The sequence below is a fragment of the Citrobacter meridianamericanus genome (genome assembly GCF_041320245.1).
GTDB classification, from domain to species: Bacteria; Pseudomonadota; Gammaproteobacteria; order Enterobacterales; family Enterobacteriaceae; genus Citrobacter; species Citrobacter meridianamericanus.
This window is the reverse complement of record NZ_CP101036.1, coordinates 4,484,348-4,502,819: the sequence shown is the minus strand read 5'-3', so window position 1 is coordinate 4,502,819 and position 18,472 is coordinate 4,484,348. Positions and strand designations below refer to the sequence as shown.

Annotated in this window: 17 protein-coding genes; 9 read left to right on the top strand and 8 right to left on the bottom strand. The window is 53.0% G+C overall.

Annotated features, from left to right (window positions below):
* The 4 genes from ispH (at window position 1) to NMD08_RS21910 (ending at window position 3,368) form a co-directional block, all read left to right on the top strand.
* Complete coding sequence (ispH, locus tag NMD08_RS21925; protein ID WP_151216696.1) at window positions 1-951, top strand: 4-hydroxy-3-methylbut-2-enyl diphosphate reductase; 951 nt, start codon at window positions 1-3, stop codon at window positions 949-951.
* A 66-nt stretch (window positions 952-1,017) separates the two neighbouring features.
* Window positions 1,018-1,932: a ribonucleoside hydrolase RihC gene (rihC, locus tag NMD08_RS21920; protein ID WP_151216697.1), complete on the top strand. Its 915-nt coding sequence runs from the start codon at window positions 1,018-1,020 to the stop codon at window positions 1,930-1,932.
* 97 nt (window positions 1,933-2,029) lie between these two features.
* Window positions 2,030-2,593 (top strand): glucose-6-phosphate isomerase family protein, encoded by a 564-nt coding sequence (locus tag NMD08_RS21915; protein ID WP_187253707.1) that lies wholly within the window; start codon window positions 2,030-2,032, stop codon window positions 2,591-2,593.
* A complete protein-coding gene (locus NMD08_RS21910) occupies window positions 2,586-3,368 on the top strand; it encodes a glucose-6-phosphate isomerase family protein (protein WP_151216699.1) in 783 nt (260 codons plus the stop codon). The genes NMD08_RS21915 and NMD08_RS21910 overlap by 8 nt, the downstream gene beginning before the upstream one ends.
* A gap of 40 nt (window positions 3,369-3,408) precedes the next feature.
* Here the strand turns inward: NMD08_RS21910 and NMD08_RS21905 are convergent, their stop codons facing one another.
* Genes NMD08_RS21905 through NMD08_RS21885 form a run of 5 tightly spaced genes read right to left on the bottom strand, consistent with a single transcriptional unit; the run spans window position 3,409 to window position 7,722 of the window.
* The gene (locus NMD08_RS21905; RefSeq protein ID WP_151216700.1) at window positions 3,409-4,227 is read right to left on the bottom strand and encodes a PTS system mannose/fructose/sorbose family transporter subunit IID; all 819 of its coding nucleotides are present in this window, start codon (window positions 4,225-4,227) and stop codon (window positions 3,409-3,411) included.
* Entirely contained in the window at window positions 4,227-5,027 is an 801-nt protein-coding gene (locus NMD08_RS21900) for a PTS mannose/fructose/sorbose/N-acetylgalactosamine transporter subunit IIC (RefSeq protein WP_370619050.1), read from the bottom strand. Before NMD08_RS21900 ends, NMD08_RS21905 begins: the two co-directional genes overlap by 1 nt.
* Before the next feature lie 10 nt (window positions 5,028-5,037).
* The gene (locus NMD08_RS21895) at window positions 5,038-5,532 is read right to left on the bottom strand and encodes a PTS sugar transporter subunit IIB (protein WP_151216702.1); all 495 of its coding nucleotides are present in this window, start codon (window positions 5,530-5,532) and stop codon (window positions 5,038-5,040) included.
* Between the two features lie 11 nt (window positions 5,533-5,543).
* Window positions 5,544-5,972: a PTS sugar transporter subunit IIA gene (locus tag NMD08_RS21890; RefSeq protein WP_151216703.1), complete on the bottom strand. Its 429-nt coding sequence runs from the start codon at window positions 5,970-5,972 to the stop codon at window positions 5,544-5,546.
* A 4-nt stretch (window positions 5,973-5,976) separates the two neighbouring features.
* On the bottom strand, window positions 5,977-7,722 hold the full coding sequence (locus NMD08_RS21885; RefSeq protein WP_151216704.1) for a class I mannose-6-phosphate isomerase: 1,746 nt from the start codon (window positions 7,720-7,722) through the stop codon (window positions 5,977-5,979).
* Between the two features lie 187 nt (window positions 7,723-7,909).
* On the opposite strand from NMD08_RS21885, the gene NMD08_RS21880 reads away from it, so the two are divergent.
* The 5 genes from NMD08_RS21880 (at window position 7,910) to caiF (ending at window position 15,389) form a co-directional block, all read left to right on the top strand.
* Window positions 7,910-8,917 (top strand): LacI family DNA-binding transcriptional regulator, encoded by a 1,008-nt coding sequence (locus NMD08_RS21880; RefSeq protein WP_151216705.1) that lies wholly within the window; start codon window positions 7,910-7,912, stop codon window positions 8,915-8,917.
* A 133-nt stretch (window positions 8,918-9,050) separates the two neighbouring features.
* The gene (gene dapB / locus NMD08_RS21875) at window positions 9,051-9,872 is read left to right on the top strand and encodes a 4-hydroxy-tetrahydrodipicolinate reductase (RefSeq protein ID WP_151224536.1); all 822 of its coding nucleotides are present in this window, start codon (window positions 9,051-9,053) and stop codon (window positions 9,870-9,872) included.
* Between the two features lie 455 nt (window positions 9,873-10,327).
* Complete coding sequence (carA, locus tag NMD08_RS21870; protein WP_370619048.1) at window positions 10,328-11,476, top strand: glutamine-hydrolyzing carbamoyl-phosphate synthase small subunit; 1,149 nt, start codon at window positions 10,328-10,330, stop codon at window positions 11,474-11,476.
* A gap of 17 nt (window positions 11,477-11,493) precedes the next feature.
* The gene (carB, locus tag NMD08_RS21865) at window positions 11,494-14,721 is read left to right on the top strand and encodes a carbamoyl-phosphate synthase large subunit (protein WP_151216707.1); all 3,228 of its coding nucleotides are present in this window, start codon (window positions 11,494-11,496) and stop codon (window positions 14,719-14,721) included.
* Window positions 14,722-14,993: 272 nt separating this feature from the next.
* Window positions 14,994-15,389 carry a carnitine metabolism transcriptional regulator CaiF gene (gene caiF, locus NMD08_RS21860; RefSeq protein ID WP_151216708.1) on the top strand — a complete coding sequence of 132 codons (396 nt, stop codon included), beginning with the start codon at window positions 14,994-14,996 and terminating at the stop codon, window positions 15,387-15,389.
* A gap of 76 nt (window positions 15,390-15,465) precedes the next feature.
* Here the strand turns inward: caiF and caiE are convergent, their stop codons facing one another.
* The 3 genes from caiE to caiC are packed head-to-tail and all read right to left on the bottom strand — an operon-like array spanning window position 15,466 to window position 18,462.
* Window positions 15,466-16,062: a carnitine operon protein CaiE gene (gene caiE / locus NMD08_RS21855; RefSeq protein WP_151216709.1), complete on the bottom strand. Its 597-nt coding sequence runs from the start codon at window positions 16,060-16,062 to the stop codon at window positions 15,466-15,468.
* A 6-nt stretch (window positions 16,063-16,068) separates the two neighbouring features.
* Window positions 16,069-16,854 carry a crotonobetainyl-CoA hydratase gene (gene caiD, locus NMD08_RS21850; RefSeq protein ID WP_116360653.1) on the bottom strand — a complete coding sequence of 262 codons (786 nt, stop codon included), beginning with the start codon at window positions 16,852-16,854 and terminating at the stop codon, window positions 16,069-16,071.
* A gap of 54 nt (window positions 16,855-16,908) precedes the next feature.
* Window positions 16,909-18,462 carry a crotonobetaine/carnitine-CoA ligase gene (caiC, locus tag NMD08_RS21845; RefSeq protein ID WP_370619046.1) on the bottom strand — a complete coding sequence of 518 codons (1,554 nt, stop codon included), beginning with the start codon at window positions 18,460-18,462 and terminating at the stop codon, window positions 16,909-16,911.
* Window positions 18,463-18,472 lie beyond the last annotated feature (10 nt).

Here is an 18,472-nt window from a genome sequence, read left to right as displayed (position 1 = left end):
ATGCAGATCCTGTTGGCCAACCCGCGCGGTTTTTGCGCTGGCGTAGACCGCGCTATCAGCATTGTCGAAAACGCGTTGGCTATTTACGGCGCGCCGATTTATGTCCGTCATGAAGTGGTACATAACCGCTATGTGGTGGATAGCCTGCGCGAGCGCGGGGCCATTTTTATTGAGCAAATCAGCGAAGTGCCGGATGGCGCGATCCTGATCTTCTCTGCCCACGGCGTGTCTCAGGCGGTGCGTAACGAAGCCAAAGGCCGCGACCTCACGGTTTTTGATGCAACCTGTCCGCTGGTAACGAAAGTGCATATGGAAGTTGCCCGCGCCAGCCGTCGTGGCGAAGAGTCGATTCTGATTGGTCATGCCGGTCACCCGGAAGTCGAAGGCACGATGGGGCAGTACAGTAACCCGCAAGGGGGAATGTACCTGGTTGAATCACCGGAAGACGTGCTGAAACTGAATGTGAAAAATGAAGGCAAATTATCCTTCATGACGCAGACCACACTCTCCGTTGATGACACCTCTGACGTCATTGACGCACTGCGCCAACGTTTCCCGAAAATTGTCGGGCCGCGCAAAGATGATATCTGTTATGCCACCACCAACCGTCAGGAAGCGGTCCGTGCGCTGGCGGAACAGGCCGATGTGGTGCTGGTGGTCGGCTCGAAAAACTCCTCTAACTCCAACCGTCTGGCTGAACTGGCCCAGCGAATGGGGAAAGCGGCGTATTTGATTGACGATGCGACCGATATCCAGGAAGCATGGGTGAAAGAAGCCAGGTGCGTGGGCGTGACGGCTGGAGCCTCAGCGCCGGATATCCTGGTGCAAAACGTGATTGCTCGTCTGCAGGAGCTTGGCGGTGGGGAAGCTATTCCGCTGGAAGGCCGTGAAGAAAACATCGTTTTCGAAGTGCCGAAAGAGCTGCGTGTGGATGTTCGTGAAGTAGAGTAAGTCTTTCAGGTTACGATTATGAGAAGATGCCAGACTTAACGTCTGGCATTTTTTTATGGAGAAACCATGCGCTTACCGATCATTCTTGATACCGATCCCGGCATTGATGATGCCGCCGCTATTGCCGCTGCGCTGTTTGCCCCTGAGCTGGATCTGCAACTGATGACTACTGTCGCAGGCAATGTGTCGGTGGAAAAAACTACCCGTAATGCGCTGCAACTGCTGCACTTTTGGAATGCGGATATTCCGCTGGCGCAGGGGGCATCAATGCCTTTGGTGCGACCGCTGCGTGATGCCGCTTCCGTACACGGTGAGTCCGGTATGGAAGGGTATGATTTTGTCGAGCACGACCGCCACGCGATGGCAAAACCCGCCTTCCAGGCCATTCGCGATGTGCTGATGCACGCCTCACAGCCCATGACGCTGGTGGCAATTGGCCCCCTGACAAATATTGCGCTGCTGCTGACTCATTATCCTGAATGCGTGTTCAACATTAAGCGCCTGGTGATTATGGGCGGTTCTGCCGGGCGCGGAAACTTCACGCCAAACGCCGAGTTTAATATTGCTATCGATCCCGAGGCCGCCGCGAAAGTCTTCCAGAGCGGGCTGGAGATTGTGATGTGTGGGCTGGATGTCACTAATCAGGCCATGCTCGCCCCGGACTACCTGGCTACGTTGCCTCAGCTTAACCAGACGGGAAAAATGCTGCACGCGCTGTTCAGCCATTATCGTAGTGGCAGTATGAATACGGGGCTGCGCATGCACGATCTGTGCGCTATTGCCTGGCTGGTGCGCCCGGAGCTGTTTACCCTGCAACCATGCTTCGTGGCGGTTGAAACCCAGGGCGAGTATACCTCGGGTACGACGGTGGTGGACATTGAAGGACGTTTAGGTCATCAGGCAAATGCGCAGGTCGCGCTGGGGCTGGACGTTGAGGGATTTCAGCAGTGGGTGGCAGAGGTACTGGCGCTGGCCCCGTGAGGTTGTGATCCGGTCCGCAATATGCGGACAGAATTAGCAGGTTAATCGATTAATCTGCTAATCTGATGCTGTTGTTCTCCTCGGGCCGGAGACACATATGAACCTTTCTTTTATCCAGCCACCGCAGGTGGCGTGGGCAAGCGGCGCTTTAGCCGATGGCCCATTATTGCGTAAATCCACCCGTATTCAGGATCTTACTGACGTTTTTGCCGATGAAATCGCCCGTCAACAGTTGACCGGCGAGCAGGTTGTGTATGACGTTGAAATGCTGGATACGTCTCCCGCTGAAGGCGAACTCTATACCGGCGTTACTCATCTTTATCCTGGCCGGGTTGGTTGCGAATATTTTATGACTCGCGGGCATTTCCATGCGCGCCGCGAACAGGGGGAAGTCTATTTTGGCCTGCGTGGCAAGGGCCTGCTGTTGCTGCAGACTGAACAGGGCGACGCGCGGTTGGAAAAGGTATTCGCCGGATCTGTCCACATCATCCCCGGTTTTACCGCGCACCGGTTAATCAACACCGGGGAAGAGGTGCTGTCGGCGCTCGCCGTATGGCCAGGAATTGCGGGTCATGATTATGCGGCGCTCACCAGGGGCTTCAGAATAAGAGTCTTTGAGGAGAATAAGACGGTCCAGGCGAAGGAGGTACAGAATGGCTGACTTAGCACATTCTTACGGCCTGGATATGACGGTCCATCATCACCCACTTGGTTTTAGCTATGGGGACGACGTTACCGGACCGATGCCAGAGATTCGTCAACTCGATCACATTCGTGCCTCGCTGCGCGATCCGCACTGTGAAGGACCGCAGGAGGTGTATGCCATTGCGATGGATGTTGCGCGAATGCAGGATCGCGAAGAATTGAAAAAGCGGATGCTGCTGTTTGGCGTGGTGACCTATGCAGCGGGAAGGTTGGGGAAAGAACCGGTGCGTAGTCAGGGACATGTTCATCGTATCAGTCAGCACAGTGGCTGGTCTCCGCCGGAGCTTTACGAAATCTGGCAGGGAAAAGCGATCATTTATATGCAGGAATATGTTGAGGATGACCCTGGCCGGTGTTTTGCAGTCATTGCCGGACCGGGAGAGAAAGTGCTGGTACCGCCCGGCTGGGGACATGCGACCATCTCCGCAGACCCGGATGTACCATTAACCTTTGGCGCGTGGTGCGATCGTGAATATGGTTTTGAGTACGACGCCGTGCGTGCACATAAAGGATTGGCATGGTATCCGCTACTGCAGGGCAACAACATTATCTGGCAGCATAATCCCCGTTATATTCCCGGACGACTGCAGGCCGTAACGCCCCGGCAATATACGGAGTTCTCGATTACTTCCGCGCCTGTTTACCAGCAATTCATCGAAGATCCAGCGCGCTTTCAATTTATTTCGCGTCCGGACAAACACCCCGAGCTGTGGCAAAACTTTCATCCATAAAAAACCGGGGCATCGCCCCGGTTGTAATGTTTTCTGTGTATTAACCCGCAAACAGGCCCGTAGCGACGCCAAGAGCGGCCAGAATCAGCAGTAAAATCATCGCTTTCACTGGTGATACACCGCGCTTGGCCATCAGATACCAGGTGCCAAGCACCACAACCAGCGGCAGTAACTGCGGGAAGATACCGTCCAGCATCTGCTGAACGTGAATGTTCACCCCATCTTTAGTGATAAATTCCAGCCCGGTGCCAAGCTTCACGTAGCTTGCCGCTACGCCTCCCATGACAAATACTCCCAGCAGCGATAACGCTTCACGCAGACGGGCAGATTTGCTACTCACCAGCATTTCCACCGAGCCAGATCCCATTTTGTAACCTTTCAGGAACAGGAACCACGAACCAGGAATGATGATGGCCAGCCAGGCAACGGTATAAAACAGCGGTCCCAGAATGTTACCGCCGGCCGCCAGGGCCATGCCGATACTGAGCAGGATAGGGATCAACATCCCAGGGATCATGGAATCGCCGATCCCGGCGATCGGGCCCATCAGGCCAACCTTCAGGGTATTAATGGTCTCGCCATCGATCGGCTCACCGTTCGCTTTTTTCTCCTCCAGCCCCAGCACCATACCATTTACGATTGCGCCAATCTGAGGTTCCGTATTATAGAACGAGGCGTGGCGGCGCAGCATTTCAGTACGTTGGGCTGGATCGGGATAGAGTTTTTTTGCCACCGGAAGCATGCTCAGACAAAAGCCAAAAGATTCCAGACGTTCAAAGCTCATCGATGACAAGTTGTGCATCATCCATGCACGCCAGCAGCGGCGAAGATCTTTACGCGTAAGTGTACGTTCTTCCATCAGAATTCATCCTCATCATCATCCACAACCGACTTTGCATTCGCGGTCTGCTGTGGTTCCGGTTTGTAGTTGTAATGGATCAACGCCAACAGCGAACCGACGATCACCAGCGCGACCATGTTGAGTTTTAAAAAGACGATGCAGACAAAACCCACGAGAAAGTAGATCAACATGGTGTAGTTTTTGATGATCTGTTTCAGCAAAATCGCGATCCCGACGGCGGGTAAAATGCCGCCCAGTACGTTCATCGTCGACAAGACAATTTTCGGCAAACTGTCCATAAAACCGCTGATGTATTGCGCCCCAAAGTAGACTGCAATAAAGGTCGGTACAAAACGCAGGACAAAGTTTGTTACCTGTGGCCAGATGGCGCTGTTCAGGTAAATACCGCGTTCGTCGCCTCGTTCCAGCGCCACATCTGCCCGGTGATTCCAGAAGGAATTCAGTACCATCATCACGTTAAACAAAATGGTTCCGGCGATACCGATGGTGGCTGCCAGCGCGACCGCAACCTCGGGGCCTTTTCCTGAAAGGATACCTAAAGCAATTGCCGGGTAAGCAACAAAGTTGAGATCGGCCGGCATCGAACCGCCGGGCGTTACCATCGCGATATACACTGCCTGAACCGCGACGCCAATCATGATTCCGGTTTTAATGTCGCCGAGGATAATCCCGACCAACATTCCGGAAATCAGTGGGCGGGTGATCAGATACCAGCCGCCGGTCAGTCCCAGAAGCCAGGGGCTGCTGAGGGCGCCGAGATAGCAAAGTATGCCAATCAACGTAGCTTCGATAATCATCGTACGCTCCTTATTTCAGCTTCTGGCGTGCGTCCTGCCAGCTGTAGCTACTGGCATCAGGAACCAGGCGAAACTCAACCAGATGTCCATGCTGCGTCAGCCAGTCAAAGGCGGCAATTTCATCCCCGTTGACCGACTGATTCGGGCCGATGGTGGTAGTATCAGCACGAGCACTCATTGGACCCACATTAATCTTGCCGTTGGCATTTTTCAGGCTGATACCCGCTTCTTCAATGCGCTTGAGCGTGACGGGAGATTTGCCAATGACGAAATAACGCTTTTCGCTGGCAATGACTTTCGGCAATTTTTCAATCGCGGTAGCCGTATCAAATAACCAGACTTTAGTGTCCTGTACGGCGCCTTTCATCACCGAGGAGAGCAGAGGGTCGGCCGCGACGGCGTCGTCTATAGCGACAATCCCGTCACAGGGCAGCTCTTTGGCCCAACGTGTCACGAGCTGCCCATGAATTACGCGGTCATCGATACGTACAAAAGAAATACTCATAATGGTTTCCTTTAAAAATCGTCGGACTGAACGGATAAAACCGGGGCGGCTTTAATCAGCGTGGGTACTGTTAACGCCAACAGCTCGACGGCTGCGGCATGAACATCCGTTAAATGGCAGATCTCCTCACTTTGTAACAGCATCGGGAAATTAACGCCCGCGACGACAGCAACGGGAGGAACCGTTTGTGCAGAAAACGCATGATGGCAGGCGACATTCCACGGCGTACCGCTTTGCATGTCACACAGCACCAGAACGCCGTCAGCGTCTTTTCCCGCACTCGCGAGAACCTGAGTGAACGTCTGTTTAAACCCTTCGATACCCGCCTGTTCACTCAGCGTGACGGGGAAAACGTGCGGTAATTCTCCATAAACCATACGACCGCTGGCGAGAAGCGCTTCCGCCAGGGGACCATGGGTGGCAACAATAACGTTAATCATGCGCTTATCCTCTAACCCAGGCTTTAATCGTGGCGAGCTGTTGACCGATGCCTTTGCCAAAAGGCGAAATGCGATACTCTCCTACGGCGGCTGGGATGATAAAGGTCTCTGCATAGTTGACGACGAACGGGGGAAATGCGCCGTTCGGGCTTTCGACAACGGCCTGCGCGCCTTCGACCAGGTTCAGGACGTTGACGCCGCCATGGGTATGGTGAGTGACGGGCGCCGTAAACCAGTGGCGACGCGTTTCGATAAATTCGCGTTCGTGCATCCCGGTTCTTTCTTCCCGCCAACCGTCACCTTCAGCGATGGGTTCAATACGGTTGATCAGGTTGTCGTGCACCCATTGCGTGTCGCGCTGCCAGTCAATAACCTGCTGACCGTGATCAAGATGCACTGGGCGCGGTAAGCCGTCTAAGCCTAAACGACCCCAGTCCCACAGCTTGAAGGTGAAAATATAAGGTGTTGCGCTGATCTCCAGCACCATGGTTCCTGCTCCCGAGCAATGTACGGTGCCGGCGGGGATCAGGAAGTGATCATGTTTATGCGCGGGGATCTGATTCACGAATCGCTCATCATCAAAGATTTTTTCGCCACGTCCTGCGGCCCGGAGATCGTCGAGCATATCCTGCGGTGCGATCCCGGTTTTTGTCCCGAGATACACCACGGCCCCCGGTTCGGCTTCGAGAATGTAATAGCTCTCATCCTGGGTATAGTGCATACCAAACTGCTGCTGTATGTATTCGGTGAGCGGATGAACCTGGAAGCTCAAATTCTGCCCGCCAATGGTGTCAAGGAAGTCAAAACGGATCGGGAATTCCGCGCCAAAGCGCGCGTGAACTTTTTCACCCAGCAGGGGGCGCGGATAAGTTAATACCAGGTCCTGAGAAGGGATCTCGATCCGCACGTTGCCAAAACGCAGTAACAGGCTGTTTTCCTCGGGCACGCAATCAAAACACCACGCGTAATTGGGGGCTGAGGGATCGAGATCGAAGTGTTGTTTCATCCATTGGCCGCCCCAGACGCCAGGGTCAAAGAAAGGGGCAACGCGAAACGGTTGTTCGGTTGTTTGTTGCAGGCCAGCGCGTAGCGCGTCACCGCTGACCATCGCGGGATTACTTTCTACCGTGGTATCAAGCAAATAATCGGCGCGTTTGAGTAACGGTGTTTTGTGTCTGTCGAATACCCGCCATTCAATGAAAAAAGCACGTTTGTAACGACGAAGAATATCTTCATCCTGGTTTTCTGCCCCCCAGTTTCCCAGCCCGTCATGGCGCATACGCTGTTGAATTTCCCAACGGGGAAGATCGGCATAAACCAGTATGTCACCAGAATGTGCCAACGCAGCGCCAGAGCCGTACACCACGACAAGCCCTTCGGTAACGGCATCAATTTGTTGGCGGAGCTGGCGGAGTTTATTGCTATCAAAAAACTCATCCAGATGGTGGCAGGAGAGAACACCAAATACGCGATCGTCGGTCAGGTTGCGCGCCAGTAAATGATGCAGGGCCTGCTCATCGCGGCGGGCGGATTCAATATTCAGTACCAGTGCGGCATCTAACGTCGTAACGAGCTGTTGCTCCAGCTCGTCAAGCCGCACGCCCGGATAGCAATCGACGATCAATACGGTTTTTGCTGCATCAGAAACTCTGGCGTTAAGCACTGAATGGATCGACGACCACCCCTGCCAGGCGTGGTTGTCATAGCCCTGAACGGTAACCTCAGGGAATTTATTATAAGTTGTATGCATTTTCTGTCTCCGTGTTGGCTTATTTAAGATTAATCGATTAACCTTATTTTCATAGTGTGGTTAACGCGATTAACCCGCCATAATCTGAAACCAGTGCGATGAAAAGCACGCTGGCGTGATGTGAATCACACGTAAAAAGGCATTATTTCGGTTATTCGATTAACCTTTGAAAAAAACAGGAGAAGTCATGACCACAGTCACGCTGGCGCAGGTTGCTGAACGCGCGGGAGTGTCCACGGCAACCGTTTCAATGGTGCTGCGTAACCGGGGACGCATTTCTCAGGCAACACGTGACCGGGTACTTAAAGCGCTGGACGATGCTGGCTACGTTTATAATCAAACCGCTGCTAATCTGCGTAACCGGAGCAGTAATCAGGTTGGATTGTTGTTACACGACATCACTAACCCTTTTTATGGTGAGATGACAGCAGGGCTAAGCCATGAGATGGAGCGGCATGACCTGCTGTTGTTTCTGGCAAACAGCGAAGAGTCAGGAGAACGGCAGCAAAAATTTGTCGACTCATTAATGCGCAATAATGCCTGCGGGATGGTGCTCTGCGCGGCGCGCGAAACACCGACATCCTTTTTTGAAGCACTGAAAAGGCGCAATATTCCTGCCATCATGGTGGTCCGCCCCCTCAGCGATCCTGATTTTGATTTTGTGGGAACGGATAACTTTCTTGGTACGCAAATGGCCACTACTCATTTAGTCAGAATGGGGCATAAGAATATTGCGTTTATTGGGGGGAGCCCAAGTTCAGGTAGCCGGGCACAGCGTATCGGTGGCTTCACCAGCACGTTGCTGGAGCAGGGGATATCACCGAATCCGGAATGGATAGTCGCCACGCAGGCCAGCCAAATTGACGGCGCAAAAGCGGCGGAGTCTCTTTTTCTGCGTTTCCCGCAAATTACCGCCGCCGTTTGTTATCAGGACATCGTAGCGCTTGGGGTCATGCAGGCATTACGTAAAATGGGGCGTGAACCGGGGCGCGATTTTGCGCTGGTGGGATTCGATGACATCACCGAAGCGGCGCTGGTGCAACCAGCGCTTACTACCGTCTCAGTGGCCGCAAAAGAGATTGGTCGCAAGGCTGGAGAGCTGCTTTATAGCCGCATTCAGGGAAATGACGAACCACCGAAACGCATTATTCTGCCACCTGCGCTGGTAGTCAGAGAATCATGTGGTTTTTGCTGATCGTCATGCCTTTTACTGATATCTCTGCCTGTTTATCATTAAATTCTAATTATCGACGTTTTGGGCTGGCGGCGCAGCGATGCGCTGGTTAATCTGAAAACGATTTACGTAAAATTAACAAAAGAGAATAGCTATGCATGATGCACAAATCCGCGTTGCCATCGCGGGAGCCGGAGGACGCATGGGGCGTCAGTTGATTCAGGCCACTCTCGGCATGGATGGCGTACAGCTCGGCGCGGCGCTGGAGCGTGACGGTTCTTCCTTATTAGGAAGCGATGCAGGAGAGTTGGCGGGAGCCGGGAAAACGGGCGTAACCGTACAAAGTAGCCTTGAAGCGGTGAAAGATGATTTCGATGTTTTCATCGATTTTACCCGCCCGGAAGGCACGCTGGCGCATCTGGCGTTTTGCCGCCAGCACGGTAAAGGGATGGTGATTGGCACCACCGGCTTTGATGACACAGGTAAACAGGCTATTCGCGATGCCGCGCAGGAGATTGCTATTGTTTTCGCCGCGAACTTTAGCGTGGGTGTGAATGTCATGCTGAAGCTACTGGAGAAGGCGGCGAAAGTGATGGGTGATTACACCGATATTGAGATTATCGAAGCGCACCACCGCCACAAGGTGGATGCGCCGTCAGGCACTGCGCTGGCCATGGGCGAGGCGATTGCTGGGGCGCTGGATAAAGATCTGAAAGACTGCGCAGTCTATTCCCGTGAGGGTTACACTGGCGAGCGCGTACCGGGCACGATCGGTTTTGCCACGGTACGAGCGGGGGATATCGTCGGGGAACACACCGCGATGTTCGCCGATATTGGCGAGCGTATTGAGATTACGCACAAGGCGTCCAGTCGCATGACCTTTGCTAACGGTGCGGTGAGATCGGCAATTTGGCTGAAATCAAAGTCAAATGGTCTTTTTGATATGAAAGATGTGCTTAATTTACGTAATTTATAGCTTTTACTACCCTTCGTGATGTGGTTATTGTAATCATAATTAATTGATTACATGGGGCAATATTTTATTGCCCTTTAATTTTTAGTGTTTGAGTATTGTTTTTCATTTAAATGCGATTTTACCAGTTTTTTGTGGTGGTATTTTGTTATCTGAATGTGAATTTTGACCAAATGGTCCACTTTTTACTATCGCACTTCCTGTTTTTACACTCTTTATCTGCCGCAAGCGTTTTCCATCCCAAGTTAGCTGATCTTTTTGCCTGTTAAATCGTGTGATTTATCCCAGTGGCGTAAAATAATAATAAAAAATGTCCTTTTGGGTAGACTTTTACGTGGGCTGTCTCTAGAATGCCGCCGTTTGCCAGAAATCCATAGGTAAGCAAATTTGCATTGATTCATGATGTGTAAATGAATTAATATGCAAATAAAGTGAGTGAATATTCTCTGGAGGGTGTTTTGATTAAGTCAGCGCTATTGGTTCTGGAAGACGGAACCCAGTTTCACGGTCGGGCCATAGGGGCAACAGGTTCGGCGGTTGGGGAAGTCGTTTTCAATACTTCAATGACCGGTTATCAAGAAATCCTCACTGATCCTTCCTATTCCCGCCAAATCGTCACTCTTACTTATCCTCATATCGGTAATGTCGGCACCAATGAAGCCGATGCTGAATCTTCTCAGGTACATGCGCAAGGCCTGGTCATCCGCGACCTGCCGCTGATTGCCAGCAACTTCCGCGATACCGAAGACCTCTCTTCCTACCTCAAGCGCCATAACATTGTGGCGATTGCTGATATTGATACCCGTAAGTTGACGCGTTTGCTGCGTGAAAAAGGCGCACAAAACGGTTGCATCATTGCGGGCGATAACCCGGATGCCGCGCTGGCGCTGGAAAAAGCGAAAGCATTCCCGGGCCTCAATGGTATGGACCTTGCGAAAGAAGTCACCACCGCGGAGCCGTATAGCTGGACGCAAGGTAGTTGGACGCTGGCCGGTGACCTGCCGGAAGCCAAATCTACCGATGAACTGCCGTTCCACGTTGTGGCGTACGATTACGGCGCTAAACGTAACATTCTGCGTATGTTAGCGGACCGCGGCTGCCGCCTGACGGTGGTTCCAGCGAAAACCTCCGCTGAAGACGTTCTGAAGATGAATCCGGACGGTATCTTCCTGTCTAACGGCCCTGGTGACCCGGCACCGTGTGATTACGCGATCACGGCAATTCAAAAGTTCCTCGAAACCGATATTCCGGTATTTGGCATCTGCCTCGGCCATCAGTTGCTGGCGCTGGCGAGCGGTGCGAAGACCATCAAGATGAAGTTCGGCCATCACGGCGGTAACCACCCGGTAAAAGACATTGATAAAAATGTGGTGATGATTACCGCGCAGAACCACGGTTTTGCGGTTGATGAAACCACGCTGCCGGCTAACCTGCGCGTGACCCACAAGTCGCTGTTCGACGGCACCCTGCAAGGGATTCATCGCACCGACAAACCGGCGTTCAGTTTCCAGGGGCACCCGGAAGCGAGCCCGGGTCCGCACGATGCCGCACCGCTGTTCGACCACTTTATCGAGTTAATTGAGCAATACCGTCAGTCCGCGAAATAATCAGGAGTAAAAGAGCCATGCCAAAACGTACAGACATAAAAAGTATCCTGATTCTGGGCGCGGGTCCGATTGTTATCGGTCAGGCGTGTGAGTTTGACTATTCCGGCGCACAGGCGTGTAAAGCCCTGCGTGAAGAGGGTTACCGCGTTATTCTGGTGAACTCTAACCCGGCAACCATCATGACCGACCCGGAAATGGCCGATGCCACCTATATCGAGCCGATTCATTGGGAAGTGGTACGCAAAATTATTGAGAAAGAGCGCCCGGATGCGGTGCTGCCAACCATGGGCGGCCAGACAGCGCTGAACTGCGCGCTGGAGTTGGAGCGCCAGGGCGTACTGGCTGAGTTCGGTGTGACCATGATTGGCGCAACGGCGGATGCCATTGATAAAGCGGAAGACCGTCGTCGCTTCGATATCGCGATGAAGAAGATTGGTCTCGACACCGCGCGTTCAGGCATCGCTCACACCATGGAAGAAGCGCTGGCAGTTGCCGCTGACGTTGGCTTCCCGTGCATTATCCGTCCTAGCTTCACCATGGGTGGCACTGGCGGCGGTATCGCCTACAACCGTGAAGAGTTCGAAGAAATCTGTGAACGCGGTCTGGACCTTTCCCCAACCAACGAATTGCTGATTGATGAATCGCTGATTGGCTGGAAAGAGTACGAGATGGAAGTGGTTCGTGATAAAAACGACAACTGCATCATCGTCTGCTCCATCGAAAACTTCGACGCGATGGGCATCCATACCGGTGACTCCATCACTGTGGCGCCAGCCCAGACGTTAACCGACAAAGAATATCAAATCATGCGTAACGCCTCGATGGCGGTACTGCGTGAAATCGGCGTGGAAACCGGCGGCTCTAACGTCCAGTTTGCGGTAAACCCGAAAAACGGTCGTCTGATTGTTATTGAGATGAACCCGCGCGTGTCCCGCTCCTCAGCGCTGGCGTCCAAAGCAACCGGCTTCCCGATTGCTAAAGTCGCTGCCAAGCTGGCGGTAGGTTACACACTCGACGAGCTGATGAACGACATCACTGGCGGCCGCACTCCGGCTTCGTTTGAGCCGTCCATCGACTACGTTGTGACGAAAATTCCCCGTTTCAACTTCGAGAAATTCGTTGGCGCTAACGACCGTCTGACCACGCAGATGAAATCTGTCGGTGAAGTGATGGCGATTGGCCGTACCCAGCAGGAATCGCTGCAGAAAGCGCTGCGTGGTCTGGAAGTGGGCGCGACCGGCTTCGACCCGAAAGTAAGCCTGGACGATCCTGAAGCGCTGACCAAAATTCGCCGCGAGCTGAAAGACGCGGGCGCAGAGCGTATCTGGTATATCGCCGATGCCTTCCGCGCGGGCCTGTCAGTCGACGGCGTGTTCAACCTGACCAACATCGACCGCTGGTTCCTGGTGCAAATTGAAGAACTGGTACGCCTGGAAGAAAAAGTAGCCGACCTTGGCATCAACGGCCTCGACGCTGACTTCCTGCGCATGCTGAAACGTAAAGGTTTCGCCGATGCGCGTCTGGCGAAACTGGCCGGCGTTCGCGAAGCGGAAATTCGCAAACTGCGTGACCAGTACAATCTGCATCCGGTCTACAAGCGCGTGGATACCTGCGCAGCAGAATTTGCCACCGACACCGCCTACATGTACTCCACTTATGAAGATGAGTGTGAAGCAAATCCGTCCGTCGACCGCGATAAAATCATGGTGCTGGGCGGCGGTCCAAACCGTATCGGTCAGGGCATCGAGTTTGACTACTGCTGCGTACACGCCTCGCTGGCACTGCGCGAAGATGGTTTTGAGACCATCATGGTCAACTGTAACCCGGAAACCGTTTCTACCGACTACGACACCTCCGACCGTCTGTACTTCGAGCCGGTAACGTTGGAAGACGTACTGGAAATCGTGCGCATCGAGAAGCCGAAAGGCGTTATTGTGCAGTACGGTGGCCAGACTCCGCTGAAGCTGGCGCGCGCGCTGGAAGCAGCAGGAGTGCCGGTAATCGGTACCAGCCCGGATGCCATTGACCGTGCGGAAGACCGTGAGCGCTTCCAGCACGCGGTTGACCGTCTGAAGCTGAAACAACCGGCGAACGCCACCGTGACGGCCATTGAACAGGCTGTTGAGAAGGCGAAAGAGATTGGTTACCCGCTGGTGGTGCGCCCGTCCTACGTTCTCGGTGGTCGCGCGATGGAAATCGTCTATGACGAAGCCGACCTGCGTCGCTACTTCCAGACTGCGGTCAGCGTGTCTAACGATGCACCGGTGCTGCTGGACCGTTTCCTTGATGATGCGGTTGAAGTGGACGTGGATGCTATCTGCGACGGCGAAATGGTGCTGATTGGCGGCATCATGGAGCACATCGAACAGGCGGGCGTACACTCTGGTGACTCCGCATGTTCTCTGCCTGCGTACACGCTGAGCCAGGAAATTCAGGATGTAATGCGCCAGCAGGTGCAGAAACTGGCCTTCGAACTGCAGGTTCGCGGTCTGATGAACGTCCAGTTTGCGGTGAAGAATAACGAAGTTTACCTGATTGAAGTCAACCCGCGTGCGGCACGTACCGTTCCATTCGTCTCCAAAGCAACGGGTGTACCGTTGGCGAAAGTCGCGGCGCGCGTAATGGTCGGAAAAACGCTGGCACAGCAGGGCGTCACCAAAGAAGTTATCCCGCCATACTACTCGGTAAAAGAAGTGGTGTTGCCGTTCAACAAGTTCCCGGGCGTTGACCCGCTGTTAGGGCCTGAAATGCGCTCTACCGGGGAAGTGATGGGCGTGGGTCGTACCTTCGCAGAAGCGTTCGCCAAGGCACAGCTGGGCAGCAGCTCCACCATGAAAAAACAGGGTCGTGCACTGCTCTCCGTTCGCGAAGGCGATAAAGAGCGCGTGGTTGACCTGGCGGCGAAGCTGCTGAAGTTTGGTTTTGAGCTGGATGCAACGCACGGCACGGCAATTGTGCTGGGCGAAGCGGGTATCAACCCACGTCTGGTGAACAAGGTGCATGAAGGGCGTCCGCACATTCAGGATCGTATCAAGAATGGCGAGTACACTTACATCATCAACACCACCGAAGGTCGTCAGGCGATTGAAGACTCTAAGCTGATTCGCCGCAGCGCGCTGCAGTACAAAGTGCATTATGACACCACTTTGAACGGCGGTTTCGCGACGGCGATGGCGCTGAATGCCGATGCCACTGAGAAGGTGACCTCGGTGCAGGAAATGCACGCGCAGATCAAAAAGGCATAAGCAAAGGGGCCGGTGATAATTGCGTTAACCGGACCTGTAATATTATCTTGAAAGGGTTTCTGTAAAGAAACCCTTTTTTACCTCTCGTAAGGTCATTCCTGGCCAAATGCAGTTTCATAACCACATTTTCAATGTAATAAGCACGATATTGCTCACACTAATCAACATTCAAGTCGCATACTATCTTTTATATCCACAATTTTAATATGGCTTAGTTTTTATTAATTTGGACAGGCCGTAGCCAGATTTTTAATTTGTGAAATGGTGTGCTTATGTGTGAAAAATATGTTGAAAGACCGCTTTATTTGTTAATTGCTGACTGGATGATGGCTGAAGATCGTTGGATCACCGCAAAGGAAATTTCCCGCCATTTTGATATTGAACACTGCAAGGCAATTAATACGCTCTCTTATATTTTGTCGGAAGTGGGAGAAATTGTTTGTGAAGTTAAGATGATCCCTAATCAGATTGCAGGCCGGGGCTGCCAGTGCCAGCGTCTGGTGAAAGTCATCAGTATTGATTCCCACCTCTACAACCGATTGAGCCACAATTTGCAGGAAAAAAAGGTGAGTGTGGCGAAAACGCCGCGACTGTCTGGCGTTCCGCCAACAGAGCTCAACCGTGAGCAGAAATGGCAGATGATGCTGTCAAAAAGTATGCGTCGCTAATGATTCGCTTACCTGATGGTAGCGTTAACGGTGATTGATTCGTAGGCCGGATAAGCGTTAGCGCATCCGGCATAGATTACTGGGCTGATTTGGGTTTCACGTCCGTCGTGCCTTTCAGGCGCGGCCGGTTTTCTTCGACCTGCGTTAATGGCTGCGTTTCACGTAAACCTGCCCGGCAGCGGACCGCAAGGTCCTGATACTCTTTAGTGTTCAGTCGCTTCCAGTGCAGTTCCTGGTCAGTGACTTCACGCAGTACGCGAGCAGGTGAACCGACCAGCAGTTGCCTTGCTTCCCCCTGAAATCCGGCTTTGACAAAGCTCATGGCGGCGACAATGCTCTCTTCGCCAATCACCGCGCCGTCCATAATTACGCTGTTCATGCCGATCAGCGCGTCCCTGCCCACCACGCAACCGTGCAGGATTGCACCGTGGCCGATGTGCCCATTTTCATGCACGATGGTGTCAGTGTCGCAATAACCATGCATGATGCAGCCATCCTGCAAGTTAGAACCCGCCTCCAGAATCAGGCGACCATAGTCACCGCGCAGTGAGGCGTGTGGGCCGACGTAGACGCCAGCTCCCACGATCACATCACCAATCAACACGGCGCTGGGATGAACATACGCCTCTGGATGCACTACCGGAATCAGGCCTTCAAAGGCGTAATAGCTCATCGGTTATCAGCGTCCTTTCCACACCGGATCGCGTTTTTCTGCAAATGCCTGAGGTCCTTCGAGCGCATCTTCTGAGTGCAGCACCGACGGATAGTGCTTCAGTACTCCGCTGCGGATGTAACGGTAGCCTTCTTCTACCGGCATTTCACTGGTCGCACGATAAATTTCTTTCAGTGCGGCGATAGCCAGCGGGGCGCTATTCACCAACTGCTGCGCCAGTTCGCGCGCGCTATCCATCAGCTCGCTCTGGCTGACAACGCGGTTGACGATACCCCAACGCAGCGCTTCTTCTGCGCTCATTCGTCTGCCTGTCATCACCATTTCGTTGACGATAGCCGGTGGCAGCAGTTTAGGCAGACGCAGTACGCCGCCGCTGTCAGGTACGATCCCCAGTTTGGCTTCTGGTAGCGCAAAGCTGGCATTTTCCGCACAGACGATAAAATCCGCTGCCAGCGCCAGCTCAAAACCGCCACCAAACGCATAGCCGTTAACTGCGGCGATAACCGGCTTATCGAGGTCGAAAATTTCGGTTAAACCAGCAAAACCGCCGGGGCCAAAGTCGGCATCAGGCGCTTCACCTTCGGCCGCTGCTTTTAAGTCCCAGCCCGCAGAAAAGAATTTCTCACCGCCGCCGGTGATAATCGCGACGCGTAATTCCGGGTCGTCACGAAAATGAAGAAAAGCTTCCCCCATGGCAAAACTGGTTTTTGCGTCAATAGCGTTGGCTTTAGGACGATCGAGAGTAATTTCCAGGATCGGGCCATTACGGGTCAGATGTAATGATTCACTCATAGTTCATCTCCAGATAAATAAATTTCCCGGCAGGAGGAATTCCAGCCGGAAGGGTTATTTCAGATTTTTTTTGATTATTTTTCCTGAACAATTGCGTGGCAGGTCGGTTCTGATCTCCATAAACGAGGGAACCTTGAATTTCGCCATATTGTTTTCGCAGAAGCTAAAGAACTCAGCTTCGCTTAATGTTTCACCTTCATTGAGCACGATAAATGCTTTAATGGCTTCATCACGGATCGAATCTTTTATACCGACAACCACAATGTCCTGAATTTTCGGGTGCGCAGAAATAATATTTTCCAGCTCGACGCAGGAGACATTTTCCCCGCCGCGTTTAATCATGTTGCAGCGCCTGTCGACGAAATAAAAAAATCCGTCCGCATCCTGGTAACCCGAATCTCCGGTATGTAACCAACCCTCAGGTTCCAGCGCTTTGGCGGTAGCCTCCGGCTGCGCATAGTACTCTTTGAAGATAGTTTTGCCCGGCACGCCTTTAATGCAGATTTCGCCAATTTCTCCGGCGGGCAGGGGACGGTTTTGATCGTCACGGATTTCGGCTTCATAGCTAAAACCCACGCGACCTATAGAGGGCCAACGCCGTTTGTCTCCTGGGCGATCGCCAATAATGCCAACGATGGTTTCGGTCATACCGTAGGACGTCAGCAACCTGACGCCAAAGCGTTCGGTAAAGGCGTCTTTTTCCTGCTCGGATAAATTGAGATAGAACATCACTTCGCGCAGGCGATGCTGTCTGTCCGTTGGAGCCGCGGGTTGTACCATCAGGGTTCTGATCATCATCGGAATGCATTCGGTGACCGTCGCCTGGTATCTACGTACCTGATCCCAGAACGCCCTGGCGCTGTACTTCTCCAACAGCACAAAGGTGCTGCCTGCAGAGAATGCCGCCATGGCTGCCGTACACTGACAGTCGATATGAAAAGCGGGCATCACCGTCATGTAGACGTCGTCATCACGCAGGGCGATTTGCCAGGAGGTGTAATAGCCGGCAAATCGCAGGTTGTAGTGGGTAATGACAACCCCTTTAGGTCGTGAGGTGGTGCCAGAGGTAAACAGAATTTCTGCCGTATCATCAGTGGATAACGCGGGCGTATAACACAGCGTAGTCGACTGGCGGGCTTGCAGTTGGGTAAAGTGGCTCACGCCGTCGTCAACCGGAAGTTGCTCGCCAATCAGGCAAATATGATTAAGCGGAGTCGTATTTTCCAGCCGTATCTGGCGGTACATAGGATAAAACTGGGCACTGGTGACTAACAGGCTTACATGGCTGTTTTGCAGGATCCAGGCGCTTTCTTCGCCCAGTAATCGGGCATTAATCGGCACCATAATGGCGCCAATTTTTGCCAGCCCAAACCAGCAAAAGATGAATTCCGGACAGTTATCAAGATGCAACGCGACCTTGTCGCCTTTGCGGATCCCTAAGGAATGGAAAAGGTTCGCCGTGCGGTTAATCTCTTCATTGAGCGAGGCATAGCTAAACTGCCGAATGTTTCCTTCGCAGGATTCGAAAATTAACGCCGTTTTATCTTCGTACACCCCGGCCAGGTCGTCCCACATCTGACGTAAGTTTTGTCCGCCAACGATATCCATATTGCTTTAT